The sequence below is a fragment of the Nostoc flagelliforme FACHB-838 genome (assembly GCF_014698065.1).
GTDB classification, from domain to species: Bacteria; Cyanobacteriota; Cyanobacteriia; order Cyanobacteriales; family Nostocaceae; genus Nostoc; species Nostoc flagelliforme_B.
This window is the reverse complement of record NZ_JACJSI010000003.1, coordinates 43,260-57,130: the sequence shown is the minus strand read 5'-3', so window position 1 is coordinate 57,130 and position 13,871 is coordinate 43,260. Positions and strand designations below refer to the sequence as shown.

Annotated in this window: 7 protein-coding genes; 4 read left to right on the top strand and 3 right to left on the bottom strand. The window is 44.4% G+C overall.

What is annotated here, in order from left to right:
• Positions 1–152: 152 nt before the first annotated feature.
• Positions 153–638 (top strand): allophycocyanin subunit alpha-B, encoded by a 486-nt coding sequence (locus H6G97_RS02330; protein ID WP_190939118.1) that lies wholly within the window; start codon positions 153–155, stop codon positions 636–638.
• A gap of 539 nt (positions 639–1,177) precedes the next feature.
• On the opposite strand, the gene H6G97_RS02325 is transcribed toward H6G97_RS02330, so the two are convergent.
• The gene (locus H6G97_RS02325; RefSeq protein ID WP_190939117.1) at positions 1,178–3,076 is read right to left on the bottom strand and encodes a beta strand repeat-containing protein; all 1,899 of its coding nucleotides are present in this window, start codon (positions 3,074–3,076) and stop codon (positions 1,178–1,180) included.
• 696 nt (positions 3,077–3,772) lie between these two features.
• On the opposite strand from H6G97_RS02325, the gene purL reads away from it, so the two are divergent.
• Together purL and purF are read left to right on the top strand one after the other, a co-directional pair.
• A complete protein-coding gene (purL, locus tag H6G97_RS02320; RefSeq protein ID WP_190939116.1) occupies positions 3,773–6,145 on the top strand; it encodes a phosphoribosylformylglycinamidine synthase subunit PurL in 2,373 nt (790 codons plus the stop codon).
• A 191-nt stretch (positions 6,146–6,336) separates the two neighbouring features.
• Positions 6,337–7,836: an amidophosphoribosyltransferase gene (gene purF, locus H6G97_RS02315; protein ID WP_190939115.1), complete on the top strand. Its 1,500-nt coding sequence runs from the start codon at positions 6,337–6,339 to the stop codon at positions 7,834–7,836.
• 87 nt (positions 7,837–7,923) lie between these two features.
• Here purF and lysS read toward each other — a convergent pair whose 3' ends face one another.
• Positions 7,924–9,462 carry a lysine--tRNA ligase gene (lysS, locus tag H6G97_RS02310; protein WP_190939114.1) on the bottom strand — a complete coding sequence of 513 codons (1,539 nt, stop codon included), beginning with the start codon at positions 9,460–9,462 and terminating at the stop codon, positions 7,924–7,926.
• A gap of 640 nt (positions 9,463–10,102) precedes the next feature.
• On the opposite strand from lysS, the gene H6G97_RS02305 reads away from it, so the two are divergent.
• Positions 10,103–13,243, top strand: a complete 3,141-nt coding sequence (locus H6G97_RS02305; protein WP_190939113.1) for a DUF4347 domain-containing protein — start codon at positions 10,103–10,105, stop codon at positions 13,241–13,243.
• 175 nt (positions 13,244–13,418) lie between these two features.
• Here H6G97_RS02305 and H6G97_RS02300 read toward each other — a convergent pair whose 3' ends face one another.
• Positions 13,419–13,844, bottom strand: a complete 426-nt coding sequence (locus H6G97_RS02300) for a hypothetical protein (protein ID WP_190939112.1) — start codon at positions 13,842–13,844, stop codon at positions 13,419–13,421.
• Positions 13,845–13,871 lie beyond the last annotated feature (27 nt).

Genomic DNA, 13,871 nt, shown 5'->3' with positions numbered 1-13,871 from the left:
GGGGCATTAGGAAAACACTTTCTTTGTCTCCACTCTACAGTCCTCACTCCCCCAAACAGATAAATTCAATACATAACTAGCTCCGATCCCTTCACTTGTGTACCTCCAACTCGCTAAACTAACAGATAATATTTCAGGTGATTTCAATCATCATGACTGTAATTAGCCAAGTTATTCTCAAAGCTGACGACGAACTGCGTTATCCCAGCAGTGGCGAACTTAAAAATATCAAAGACTTTTTGCAAACCGGCGTACAACGGACGCGGATTGCGTCTACCTTAGCCGAAAACGAAAAAAAGATAGTTCAGGAAGCAACCAAACAACTTTGGCAAAAGCGTCCTGACTTTATCTCCCCTGGAGGTAATGCTTACGGAGAACGCCAACGCTCTCTATGTATCCGTGATTTTGGCTGGTACTTACGCCTAATTACCTATGGTGTTCTTGCTGGTGACAAAGAGCCAATTGAAAAAATCGGTTTGATTGGTGTGCGGGAAATGTACAATTCGTTGGGTGTTCCCGTGCCTGGAATGGTAGAAGCGATCAATTCCCTCAAAACAGCTTCCCTTAGCTTATTGAGTACGGAAGACGCTGCTGAAGCGGCACCTTACTTTGATTACATCATTCAAGCGATGTCTTAATACAAAGTGTGTGCTGGTTCTAGGAATATACTTCTGGTCTACTAGAGTGAGTGCAAAATATTAGCACTCGATGGCATAAGATCCCCAATTTGATCATACCTTCCCCATATTTGGTAGTGGCTGTGGCAAAATCTCTGTCAAGTTACCAACCAACTGTGGGGAGATTTTATGGGTATGGGCATAGGGCATTAGTCATTGCTTAAAGGGACATATAGATACAAAAAACCGACAGTCCTTGATTAAGGCTGTCGGCAATTAAGTGTGTTCCCTATTAATGACTCGGCTAGAGTTCAGTTGTCATTAATTATGCCTAGTTAGCGAGATGAGGGAGACGATCCTAATCATAGATTATGTGTGATTCTCGTCACTTGATTGTTACATCTAAACTGCATATACCCGAATAATCTCTGAGGAACAGTAAATATATGCAAATTTAGAGTTAAGAAGATATACGTTAATAGATTCTTTTTCAGCTTAAAAGCAAAGGACACCAATTAGACACTCAGGGTTGAAAACACGAGATAGAGGAATTAACAAACCTATGCCCCGTTTGCCAAAGCCCCGTAGCTGAAAGAGCTATCTGCAAAGATAAATTTCTCAAAGCCAGTCGTAGAGAAGCTAATGGAGCTTCCATTGTTGTTAAAAGTGATGTTGGCATTAAGGGTATTGCCCGAAATAATACCAGATACAAAGAGTTCAGAGCGATTGAAAGCTCCAAGATCCAGGATGTCAAAACCTTGACCGCCATCAACAGTTGCAGCACCGAATCCTTTGAAGTAATCATCCCCAGTGCCCAGAGCAATGTTAATCCCGCCACCGATGGAGACTTTCTGTTGAACTCCATCTAGGATGCTGGTGGCGATAACTTTGTCATTGCCATTGCCTGTGTTGATGATTCCTTGCCCATAAATGCCATAGGCAGTACCACCAATTGTTGCTGTAGCCTGTCCGGTAAGGATATCACAACCATTATCGGTATCAATAACTCCGTCGTTGAAGATGCCATAGGCAGTGGCGTTTATTCCTGAACTGTTCCCATAACCCGTAATTGCGTCGTTGCCCCATCCTGTAGTGATGATGCCATCTTTAGTGTTCTGGATACCCGTTCCAGCACCAGCGTTGCCGTCACGGTAAGTACCGATGCTGCCCTTGCTGCCAGTGCCCGTGCCAATAATCGTGTCTTCTCCATCTCTGGTATCCAGTTTGCCACTGTTGCTAATGCCTGTCCCACTACCGCCGTTGGCAGGTGTGGGGCCTATTTCATCACTAGGCGCACCATTGCCACCAGTACCCTTGCCGATAATGGTATCTTTTCCGTTCCCTACATTCAGACTGCCACTATTAGCGATGCCGATCCCAATACCGCCATTACCTAAATCAAAGCTGCCGCCAGTACCGTTGCTGCCATTACCAGTGCCAGTAATAGTGTCTTTTCCGTCTCCGGCATTCAGACTACCACTGTTGGTAATACCGATTCCAGTACCGCCGTCGCCAGGAAATACGGCGTTACCGCCCCTACCACCAGTACCAGTGCCAGTAATAGTATCTTCTCCATCCCCAGCATTCAGAGTGCCACTGTTGCTGATACCTGTCCCAGTGCCACCTGTGCCAGCGGTGGCGGTGGAAGTAGAACCGCCTTTACCGCCAGTACCGATACCAATAATAGTGTCATTTCCATCCTCTGGATTTAGACTGCCATTGTTGCTGATGCCTGTGCCAGTTCCACTGTTGCCGCCGCCATACCTACCATAGTCGCCGTTACCGCCAGTACCAGTACCAGTGATCGTGTCTTTTCCGCCCCCTGTATTCAAACTGCCACTATTGCTAATACCTGTTCCAGTACCGCCGTCGCTGCCACGATCGTACATAGGGCGGCCGTTGCCGCCAGTACTAGTACCGGTAATCGTGTCTTGTCCGTCCCCTGTATTCAAACTGCCACTATTGCTAATACCTATCCCAGTTCCACCGTCCCCGGCATCAGAATCCCGATTAACGGCAATAGGACCGCCGTTGCCACCAGTACCAGTACCGGTAATCGTGTCTTGTCCGTCCCCTGCATTCAGACTGCCACTGTTGCTAATGCCTGTTCCAGCACCGCCGCCACCAGGGATCGCAAATTCAATCGTAAAATCAAAGATACCCCCATTGCCGCCAGTACCAGTGCCGCTAATCGTGTCGTTTCCGTTCCCAGCATTTAGACTGCCACTGTTGCTAATGCCTGTCCCAGCACCGCCTTCGCGGCCATCCTTGCGGCCATCGTCGTCGCCATTGTCGCCGCTACCAGTGCCGATGATGGTGTCCTTTCCTGAGCGTGTACAAATCAAACCTCCAGTTAAAATATCAATACCAATTGCCACAAATGCATTTAACTCTTCCCCAACTAAACTGTCGGAACCGGGGGTACCAATGAAATTGGGTGGGATGGTAAGTCTAACCATGATCAAAATCCTCTTAATTTAGATTTAGTACGGTTGGTTTACTCATTTGGATGAGCAGTATCTCAAAAAAATTCCTGACATCTTTTGTTCAAAAGCCATTGAGTCTGCTGTTGTAGCAGTCACTTAAGCCCAATCAAGTTCCAATAAATTAATTAGATTCCAGGGCATTAAACCCACATTCCACAGGTGCGATCGCATCTGTAAAATTTCTTCAGTATTCCACTAACGGATCGTCTGACAAGCTGATAGCTATTTCCATAATCTGGAAATGATCTATGGACGTTGCAATGAAAAAAAATTATTACTTCTTTTTGTCGGTATAAATACTAGTCATTCAGGGTTAAATACAATCTACCTTTAATTTTGTAAAACCCATATTTTATACTTCATCTGTAGTATAAAATAATTTAATAATAATTACCAGTATTGTACATACTATTAAGTATTAATACTGCTGATTGTTAGTGCTAGGCTACGCTTGTGGTTAAATAGCATAGATGTAGCCTACCGGAGGCATCGCTATACTTGGTAATCTTTATATATTACAAATTGAAGTACAAAAGTGCCATATATATTTAGTTAGGTAAATTTATTTTGTTTAGATATATAGCATCTAGCCATGAACTATCCTATAACTGCACCTACAGGGTGAGTAAATCGATAGAATAATGCTCTGTACAATTGGTGCATTATTCCATGACCGCCACATCTCCTGCTTTCTTTTCCCCCCAAGAAATTGCTGCCGAAGGTCTTAAACCAGAAGAATACGCAGAAATTGTCCGTCGGTTAGGGCGTCATCCCAACAAAGCTGAACTGGGAATGTTTGGTGTGATGTGGTCAGAGCATTGCTGTTACAAAAATTCTCGACCTCTACTCAAACAATTTCCCACCGATGGGCCCCGCATACTCGTGGGGCCTGGTGAAAATGCTGGTGTTGTAGATTTGGGTGATGGATTCCAACTAGCTTTTAAGATTGAATCCCACAACCACCCATCAGCTGTAGAACCATTTCAAGGTGCAGCAACGGGAGTCGGCGGTATTCTCAGAGATATTTTTACAATGGGTGCGCGTCCCATTGCTCTATTAAATTCCCTGCGCTTCGGTTCCTTAGAAGATGTCAAAACTCAAAGGCTGTTCCAAGGCGTAGTGGCGGGAATTTCACATTATGGTAATTGCGTGGGAGTGCCCACTGTTGGCGGCGAAGTTTACTTTGACCCTGCTTATTCTGGTAATCCCCTGGTGAACGTTATGGCACTAGGATTAATGGAAACACCAGAAATTGTTAAATCTGGAGCATCTGGCTTAGGCAACCCCGTGCTGTATGTTGGTTCTACCACTGGGCGCGATGGCATGGGAGGCGCAAGTTTTGCTAGTGCAGAATTGAGCGATCAGTCAATAGACGATCGCCCTGCTGTGCAAGTGGGCGATCCCTTTTTGGAAAAGTCGTTAATTGAAGCTTGTCTAGAGGCGTTTAAGACGGGTGCAGTTGTCGCCGCCCAAGATATGGGAGCAGCCGGGATCACCTGTTCTACCTCAGAGATGGCGGCAAAAGGTGGTGTGGGAATTGAACTAGATTTAGATAAAATTCCCGTCAGAGAAACGGGGATGGTTCCCTATGAATATCTGCTTTCGGAATCTCAAGAACGAATGCTATTCGTTGCACACAAGGGGCGTGAGCAGGAATTAATCGACATTTTTCACCGTTGGGGGCTTCAAGCCGTTGTTGCTGGTACAGTCATCGCTGAACCTATTGTGCGGATTCTCTTTCAGGGTGAAGTAGCAGCAGAAATTCCCGCTGAGGCTTTGGCGGAGAATACGCCACTATATAATCGGGAGCTATTGACAGAACCACCAGAGTATGCGAAAAAAGCTTGGGAATGGACTGCTGATTCCTTACCTCCTTCTACAACTGCTGGAATAGAACTTCAAGGAGAACTGCAAAGTTGGAATGATATTCTCTTAACTTTGCTCGATACACCCACGATCGCTTCTAAAAATTGGGTATATAGTCAGTATGACCATCAAGTACAAAATAATACAGTAATGCTGCCAGGTGGCGCAGATGCGGCTGTTATCCGTTTGCGCCCCCTTGAAGAAATCCCCAATCTAAAATCTCAAATTCCCAATCCAAAATCAGGAGTGGCGGCAACAGTAGATTGCAATCCTCGTTATGTTTATCTTGACCCTTACGAGGGAGCTAAGGCAGTGGTGGCAGAAGCTGCACGTAATCTTAGCTGTGTGGGTGCAGAACCTCTGGCGGTAACGGATAACCTGAATTTTGGCTCTCCAGAAAAACCCATTGGTTACTGGCAATTGGCAGAAGCTTGTCGCGGTTTGGCAGAAGGTTGCCGAGAATTAGCGACACCAGTCACGGGCGGAAACGTTTCTTTATACAATGAAACCCTTGATCCTGAGGGCATCCCACAACCTATTTATCCCACCCCAGTAGTGGGTATGGTGGGCTTGATTCCCGATATAAGCAAAATTTGTGGTCAAGGTTGGCAAGCATCCGGCGATGTGATTTATCTTCTCGGATTGCCTCTAGCATCCCAAATCAGTTTGGGAGCATCTGAATATTTAGCCACGATCCACGGGACTGTTGCCGGAAAACCACCACGGGTAGATTTTGACTTAGAACGCCGCGTCCAGAAAGTTTGTCGTGAAGGAATTCGTAATGGTTGGGTACATTCAGCTCACGATTCTGCTGAGGGGGGAGTAGCGATCGCCATAGCCGAATGTTGTCTTGCTGGTAATCTTGGTGCTGAAATTAATTTAGAAATAGCACCAACACAGTTAAACCGCCTTGACGAGGTGTTGTTTGCCGAAGGTGGTGCCAGAATTTTAGTTTCTGTAACATCAGCACAGCAAGGAATTTGGGAATCATATTTACAGGAACATTTAGGCCAAGAGTGGCAAAAACTGGGTACGGTTGGAAGTTTTGAGACGGGTTTGGGGGTTTTCACCACTGATAACCAAACCTTAATCAAAGTTAGGATCGAAGATATGAGCGATCACTATTCCCATGCGATCGCCAGACGTCTCACCATGCATACCAATAGTCCCAGTTAAAGAAGTTAGGAATTGAAAGTGAGGAGTTAGAGATAGAAAGCATAACTTCTAACTTCTCACTCTTTTATTAGCGCCTCTGAGCAAAATTAGGGTACTGTTTTAATGGATGGTTAAAGATTTATTAAGAAACCTACAACTATCTATAGACATAATCCCAGTGACTTGACCCCCCCACCAGGAGCAAAGCTAGCATGATTTCTATTCATTCTGTCACTTCGGATGAATACCCCGACCAAACCAACAACCCAATAAATAGTCATGAAAATCGGCCTGATAAGCCAGAAGAAGCTTGTGGTGTTTTTGGCATCTACGCACCAGGAGAAAACGTTGCTAAACTGACCTACTTTGGATTGTATGCCCTCCAGCATCGGGGTCAAGAATCAGCTGGTATTGCCACCTTTGAGGGGACACAAGTACATCTCCACAAAGATATGGGCTTGGTGTCTCAAGTTTTCAATGAATCCGTCTTGGATCAATTGCCCGGTAGCCTTGCTGTTGGTCACACTCGTTATTCCACCACAGGTTCTAGCCGCAAAGTTAATGCTCAACCCGCAGTACTAGAAACTCGCTTAGGTTCAATAGCGCTTGCACATAATGGCAATTTAGTCAATATGGTGCAACTACGTCAAGAGTTGCTTGAGAAAAAATGTAACTTAGTTACAACAACAGACTCAGAAATGATCGCTTTTGCGATCGCAGAAGCCATAGATACGGGCGCTGATTGGCTAGAAGGTGGAATTCAGGCATTTCAACGTTGCCAAGGAGCCTTTAGTTTAGTTATTGGCACTCCTGTCGGCGTTATGGGTGTCCGCGACCCCAATGGAATCCGCCCCTTAGTAATCGGCACTTTGGCTGGTAATCCAGTCCGTTACGTTTTGGCTTCCGAGACTTGTGGTTTAGACATCATTGGAGCCGAATACCTGCGAGACGTAGAACCAGGTGAATTAGTTTGGATTACTGAAGAAGGTTTAGCTTCTTATCATTGGAGTCAAAAATCTGAGCGGAAATTGTGTATTTTTGAAATGATTTACTTTGCCCGCCCTGATAGCGTTATGCACAACGAGAGTTTGTACAGCTATCGAATGCGATTAGGACACCAGCTAGCTAAAGAATCTTTTGTAGATGCCGATATTGTTTTTGGTGTCCCTGATTCTGGTATACCTGCTGCTATTGGATTTTCCCAAGCGTCTGGTGTCACTTACGGCGAAGGACTGATTAAAAATCGCTATGTTGGACGAACCTTCATTCAACCAACCCAAACCATGCGGGAATCGGGTCTGCGGATGAAACTCAACCCCCTCAAAGATGTGCTAGTAGGTAAACGAGTAATTATTGTAGATGACTCGATTGTACGGGGTACTACCAGCCGTAAACTAGTCAAAACCTTGCGTGACGCAGGTGCGATAGAGGTACACATGCGAATTTCTTCTCCGCCTGTAACTCATCCCTGCTTCTATGGCATTGATACTGATTCTCAGGATCAGCTAATTGCTGCTACCAAGTCAGTAGCAGAAATTGCCAAGCAACTGGAAGTAGACAGTCTTGCCTATCTGAGTTGGGAAGGAATGCTAGAAGCGACACGAGAAGACACCAATAGTTTCTGTTCTGCCTGCTTCACCGGAGATTATCCCGTGACGATTCCTGAGCAAGTGAAACGTTCTAAGCTGATCTTAGAAAAAGTGGTGGTATAAGGATAAAGTGGTGGTATAAGGATTGGGGGATTAGGGAGATGAGGAGGAAGGGTTAAAATCTTCCCCCGTACCCAATCCCTAGTTCAATTACGAATTGTTACTACTGGCTTCATCTGGGGATGATTCTGATTTTTCTGGCTTGAGTAAGGGAAAGGCGATCGCATCCCGAATACTGGCACAATCAGTTAATAACATTACCAACCGATCAATCCCAATCCCTAAACCACCTGTAGGCGGCATACCGTATTCAAGGGCTGTCAAAAAGTCTTCATCTACACCTTGGGCTTCTAAGTCGCCAGCAGCTTTTCTTTCAGCTTGGGCTTCTAGGCGTTCTCTTTGATCGATGGGATCGGTAAGTTCTGAGAAGCTGTTCCCAGTTTCTCGCCCTACGATAAATAACTCAAATCTTTCCACCAAACCAGGTTGAGAACGGTGGGGTTTTGCTAGAGGCGAAATTTCTACTGGGTAATCAATTACAAAGGTAGGTTGAATTAAATTAGCTTCTACTTTCTCTTCAAAAGCTAAATTCAGTAACTTCCCAATTGATTTTGCTTCATCTACACCAGGAATACTAGCATTTTTACTTGCTGTTTTTGCTTCTTCCAATGTTTGGAAAGAATTGAAATCTAAGCCAGTAAATTCTTTAACTAAATCGTGCATTGTCACTCTCCTCCAAGGTGGTGTTAAATCTATAGGTTCCTCTTGGTAGGTGATTTGCAATGTGCCGAGTACGTCTTGGGCCACAGTGGTAATAATCCCCTCAGTCAGCGCCATCATATCGTTGTAGTCGGCGTAGGCTTGGTAAATTTCAATTGTCGTAAATTCAGGATTGTGTCGAGTCGAAATTCCCTCATTACGGAAAACCCGCCCCAATTCAAACACCTTTTCAAAACCACCCACAATCAACCGCTTGAGATGAAGTTCTGTGGCAATTCTCAGATACAACTCCATTTCTAAGGTGTTGTGGTAAGTGATAAATGGACGCGCATCTGCACCCCCAGTCTCACTTTGCAAAACTGGTGTTTCAATTTCCAGAAAATCTCGTTCTTCTAAATAACGGCGAATACCAGCAGTAATTTGGGCGCGACGGCGGAAAGTTTGTCGCACTTCCGGGTTAACAATCAAGTCAACGTAGCGCTGACGGTAGCGCTTGGCAACATCCGTTAATCCATGCCACTTGTCGGGTAGCGGTAACAGGGATTTAGTGAGGATAGTATATTGTTTAACGTAGACAGATAACTCGCCCTTTTCAGTCCGTTTAATAGTACCTTTGACTCCCAGGATGTCGCCTGCATCTGTGAGTTGTTTTAAGTGATTGAAGGCATCAGCATCAATATCTGCCATGCTTTCTTGGATGCGATTTTTATCCAAATAAAGCTGAATTGTGCCAGTTTCATCTTGCAAGGTGAAGAAAGCCAGTTTACCAAAAACGCGACGCGCCATAATGCGTCCGGCTATGGCAACTTCTAAATCAACTTCTTCACCACTGGCTAAATCGGCAAACTTTTCTTGCAACTGCGCTGCATGATGGGTAGATTCCCAACGATAGGCGTAGGGATTAGTCCCTAGCTGCTTGAGTTGTTCTACTTTTTCCAGCCTTGCGGCCCGGATATCTTCTTCCGACATGGTAACGAACTAAATAGGGCAACATTAATTATAGATGCTGCAATCAAGTGGGCGATTATCTGCAATCTTTACAAACTTCAGATTTGGTATCGGCATCAAACACACCAAAAATTCTCCATCAAGTATTAAGTGTTGAATAACACGCAAATATCCACAGCAAATTTATCACACTTTAGTAAAAGTTATTGTTCACAAAGCAGTTTTTGACCGTTCTCTTAGTAGTGAAACACGAGTCCAAATCTGCGTACTACTTAAATAATATTACTGGGAAGCTAAATTTTCTACTATCGAACAAATATTATATTTAAGTATAATTACGTATTAAAAATAGTTTATTGCGAGCGCTTGTCTTAAATGAGGGAACTAGATTTATAAAATACTTTCTTGAAATTAATAAAAAAGCTAGAGTTTATCGATTATGTAGGTCGGCGTGAAAGGTTTAAGAAATAATCTAACTAAAGAAAAATTTTATTCAGTGTTTTTACTATGGAAAGATTTAATTTTTAGTCTCTTTTCATAGTATTTACTGGTTACGTATAAATTAAAAATCTTTAACCTTAGTTAGGAATTCGCAGATTCCGCATGATGGTTTCAAGTTACAAGACGGAAGATTTTTCACCAATCAAAGCCAACTAAGAATATGAAAAACCTTATTCAATCCCGCAGTAACGCCAGCACTTTCAAAAATTTTCCAACTCAGAATAGTTATTTCAGCCAACCACAAAATTCAGCACCGATGTTGGTAGTCATTGACCCCAAGGTTGAAGACTATCAAATGCTGGCAGCAGGAGTTCAGGAAGGAGCAAATGTTTTCATTCTTGACCTCAAACGGGATAGTATTGAGCAAATTACAGAACTGCTTGCTCAACAACCTGTTTCGGCGCTGCATATTATCTGTCACGGTTCACCAGGTTGTTTAGCCTTAGGTAACACTCACCTCAGTCTGGAAAACTTAGACCTCTATTCAAAAGAACTCCAAACTTGGTCAAATTTCCTTGCCTCTGCTCCTATATTTCTCTACGGTTGTAACGTTGCTTTTGGAGAAGTTGGGGCAACCTTTTTGACACAACTTCACCAGCAAACCGGAGCGAATATCGCAGCGTCTGCTAACCGCATCGGCAGTGCTCAAAAAGGAGGAGATTGGAAACTAGAATTCACAATCGGCAGCATTGAAGCTCCTTTAGCATTTACAGAGGCTGTTAGAGAAGCTTACACATCCGTGTTGGTTATTTCTATCGGCCCAACAGTCATCGCTGTCACAGAAGGGGGTGTTCCAGTAAACTTACAGGTGGGCATTAACCTTACTGACCCCCTCACAGGCCTCCCCATCCCCACGCCAGCTAACGCCATAATTACATTAGATCCCGATAATCAGCTTAACTTAGGAAATGGAGCAGGCAATCCGGTTAACGTCACGATTGCTTCTGGTAGCGCAGCTACAGCCATCCAAAATGTTCCTGTCCTGGCCGTTAATGATGGTATTACTGAAGGCAATCATACTGGTACAATTGTAACCACAATTGCAAGTAATAGCCCCCTTCTGTCCCTGCTGCCTGCTATCATATCCCAGCTGCCTCCTGTCACGACTACTGTTAGTATCAGCGATCCGGTAGCACTTCCCCAAATCAGCATTACTCCAACTCAGTTAGCACTCACAGAAGGTGGGAGTACAAGCCTAAGCATCGCCCTGCCTGCGAATCTGCCCACTACTATCGGTAATGTCTCACTCACCTTAACTCCTGGAGATGACCTTGACTTGGGTAGCGGGGCTGGAGTTGCGACGACTGTTGTCCTCAATGCTGGAACAAACACTGTCAATATCGCAGCAATTGCTGATGGTATTAATGAAGGTGGCTTGGAAACCAGCAATATCAGCATTGCTCTGACAAATCCAACTTTGAGCAGTCTGATTAATCTGCCCATCACCAGTGTTCCGGTTGCGGTTACCGATCTATTGCCGACACTTCCCCAAATCAGCATTACTCCAACTCAGTTAGCACTCACAGAAGGTGGGAGTACAAGCCTAAGCATCGCCCTGCCTGCGAATCTGCCCACTACTATCGGTAATGTCTCACTCACCTTAACTCCTGGAGATGACCTTGACTTGGGTAGCGGGGCTGGAGTTGCGACGACTGTTGTCCTCAATGCTGGAACAAACACTGTCAATATCGCAGCAATTGCTGATGGTATTAATGAAGGTGGCTTGGAAACCAGCAATATCAGCATTGCTCTGACAAATCCAACTTTGAGCAGTCTGATTAATCTGCCCATCACCAGTGTTCCGGTTGCGGTTACCGATGCCTTGCAGTTAGCACTTCCTGAAATCAGCATCAGCCCAACCCAGTTAGAAGTCACAGAAGGCGGGACTAGTGCAAGCTTGAACATCACCCTGCCTGCTAATTTGCCGACTGGAGTCGCTGACGTTTCACTCACCTTAGATCCTGGAGATGACCTTGACCTGGGTAACGGCGCTGGGGTTGAGACTACTGTCGTACTCAATGCTGGAACCCCAACTACCAGTGTCAATATCATAGGGTTTGCTGATGGTATTGATGAAGATGATGAAGAAACCAGCAATATCAGTATTGCTCTGACAGATCCAACTCTGAGCAATTTAATTAATCTGCCTACCTCGACTGTTAGTGTCAACGTTAAAGATGCAGAAACTGATACTGGATTTGGTAGCGCAATCACACCGTCTTTAGTTCTAAACCCCAACGATTTTTTTACTGTACAAGGTTCATCTGGAGAAGATGTCGTATTAGGATTTGGGCTTAACTCAATTAACACGAGTTTCATCAACGAAATTGGGGTTTTTGTTGTTGATGACGCTCAAGGAACCATTGATGACATAACACCTGGTACTGAGGGTTATCTGGAAGCTGCGCTTGAGAATGCACAACCGATTTTCTCAGTACTCCCAGATACCACTAGTTTACTCGGCGATACGCAACTTGAGCGTAACTTAAGCTTTGAAGCGGGAACAATCTTAGGGCTTTACTTAGTGCAGAATGGCACTGCCTCTGGAGTGCAAGCTGACATCGCGGCTGGAAGGACGTCTTCACCTGTTTTACTAAATTCACCCTCAGCTAATCCCAATAGTATTGATTACTTAGAAGTATTAACCTCACCTGATGGAAGTTACACCTTGGGTTGGCGAGATCAATCGAGTAGTCAGAGCTTCAACAACATCGTGCTAACAGCACGAGCCACAACAGATAAAAATCTGCCTGTAGGAACACAGCTCCAACAGACCCAACAGTTGGAACTCATCGACTTACGTGGCCAAACAAACCAGTTTGTTGACTTTAACTTTAATATTGCTAGTGAAGCTGCCTATGACAACACTATTGGTCTATATGAAGTTCAAGATGAACAGGGTACGATTATCGATGAGTCGACAGGTGCTGAACTTACCCCAAATGATGCAAGCTATGCAGAAGTTGCGCTTCGGCAGTCTGTGCTTAACTCTGAACTAGGAAATAGTCGAAGCGCGTTGGGCTTAGAACGGTTAAATACTGGTGCTATCTATTCGCCCTATATTATTTCTAACGGCACTAGGGAGCAATTTTTATCGTCAAATTCCTCGAACCAAACGACTCAGGGAACTGAAGGAAAAGTCCCACTGGCTTACTTTGGGTTCTTAGGAGCAAATCCCGACAGGGTTGACCACATTCGCCTACTCGGCAACAATACCTTTGGCTTTGAAGATTTGTTTGGCGGCGGCGATAGAGACTACAACGACATCGTTTTTAAAATTGATCTGACTTTGGCTACCTAACGGTTTATAAATGGATATATTGATTCCACGTTGTGCGTCTTGAGCAATAGTAGGTGAGATGCCTAGAAGAAAAAGTCCGAACAAGCGATCGCATTTTATCCAAAAGGCTATCAGAGAAAATATTATTCATATCTTCTCTGACAAAGGCTAAAAATTTTACTCCCAAGTAAAACCTTTATTTTTGTACTATTTTCAGCGAATGCCTAGATGAAATTGCTTTCATTTTCAAGTTAGTAAATTGCACGATCGCCTTTACAAAATCTTGCTGTTCTGGCTGCAAATGCACTTTTTCTAGGGCTTGATTGATATTATTACCAGCGCGGACATTGTGATTAAGTTGGGCACGTTGCGATGTGTTTAAGATTGCCTCAATTTCTCTATTTCTTCTCTGACGCACAGCCTGGAGTTCTTGCCGTTGTAGGGGAGTCAGATTAATCTCCGACGAGGTGGAGTAGTTTGCAGTTTTGGTAATTTGGGCGAAAACAACACCAGAAGTAGTATTGATTTGAACGGGTGCAGCTAAGGCAATTCCCGGCATGAAGAGGACAAGAGCAAGAATATTAGCGAATACAGATAGCCGTTTGGTCAAGTAAATTGCCATATTGAAAAATATCTAGTGTACTGCGGC

Coding starts and splice junctions, on each gene's coding strand:
- H6G97_RS02325 (WP_190939117.1), bottom strand. CDS start 3,076: ATGGTTAGACTTACCATCCCACCCAATTTCATTGGTACCCCCGGTTCC.
- purF (WP_190939115.1), top strand. CDS start 6,337: ATGATTTCTATTCATTCTGTCACTTCGGATGAATACCCCGACCAAACC.
- H6G97_RS02300 (WP_190939112.1), bottom strand. CDS start 13,844: ATGGCAATTTACTTGACCAAACGGCTATCTGTATTCGCTAATATTCTT.
- H6G97_RS02330 (WP_190939118.1), top strand. CDS start 153: ATGACTGTAATTAGCCAAGTTATTCTCAAAGCTGACGACGAACTGCGT.
- H6G97_RS02305 (WP_190939113.1), top strand. CDS start 10,103: ATGAAAAACCTTATTCAATCCCGCAGTAACGCCAGCACTTTCAAAAAT.
- purL (WP_190939116.1), top strand. CDS start 3,773: ATGACCGCCACATCTCCTGCTTTCTTTTCCCCCCAAGAAATTGCTGCC.
- lysS (WP_190939114.1), bottom strand. CDS start 9,462: ATGTCGGAAGAAGATATCCGGGCCGCAAGGCTGGAAAAAGTAGAACAA.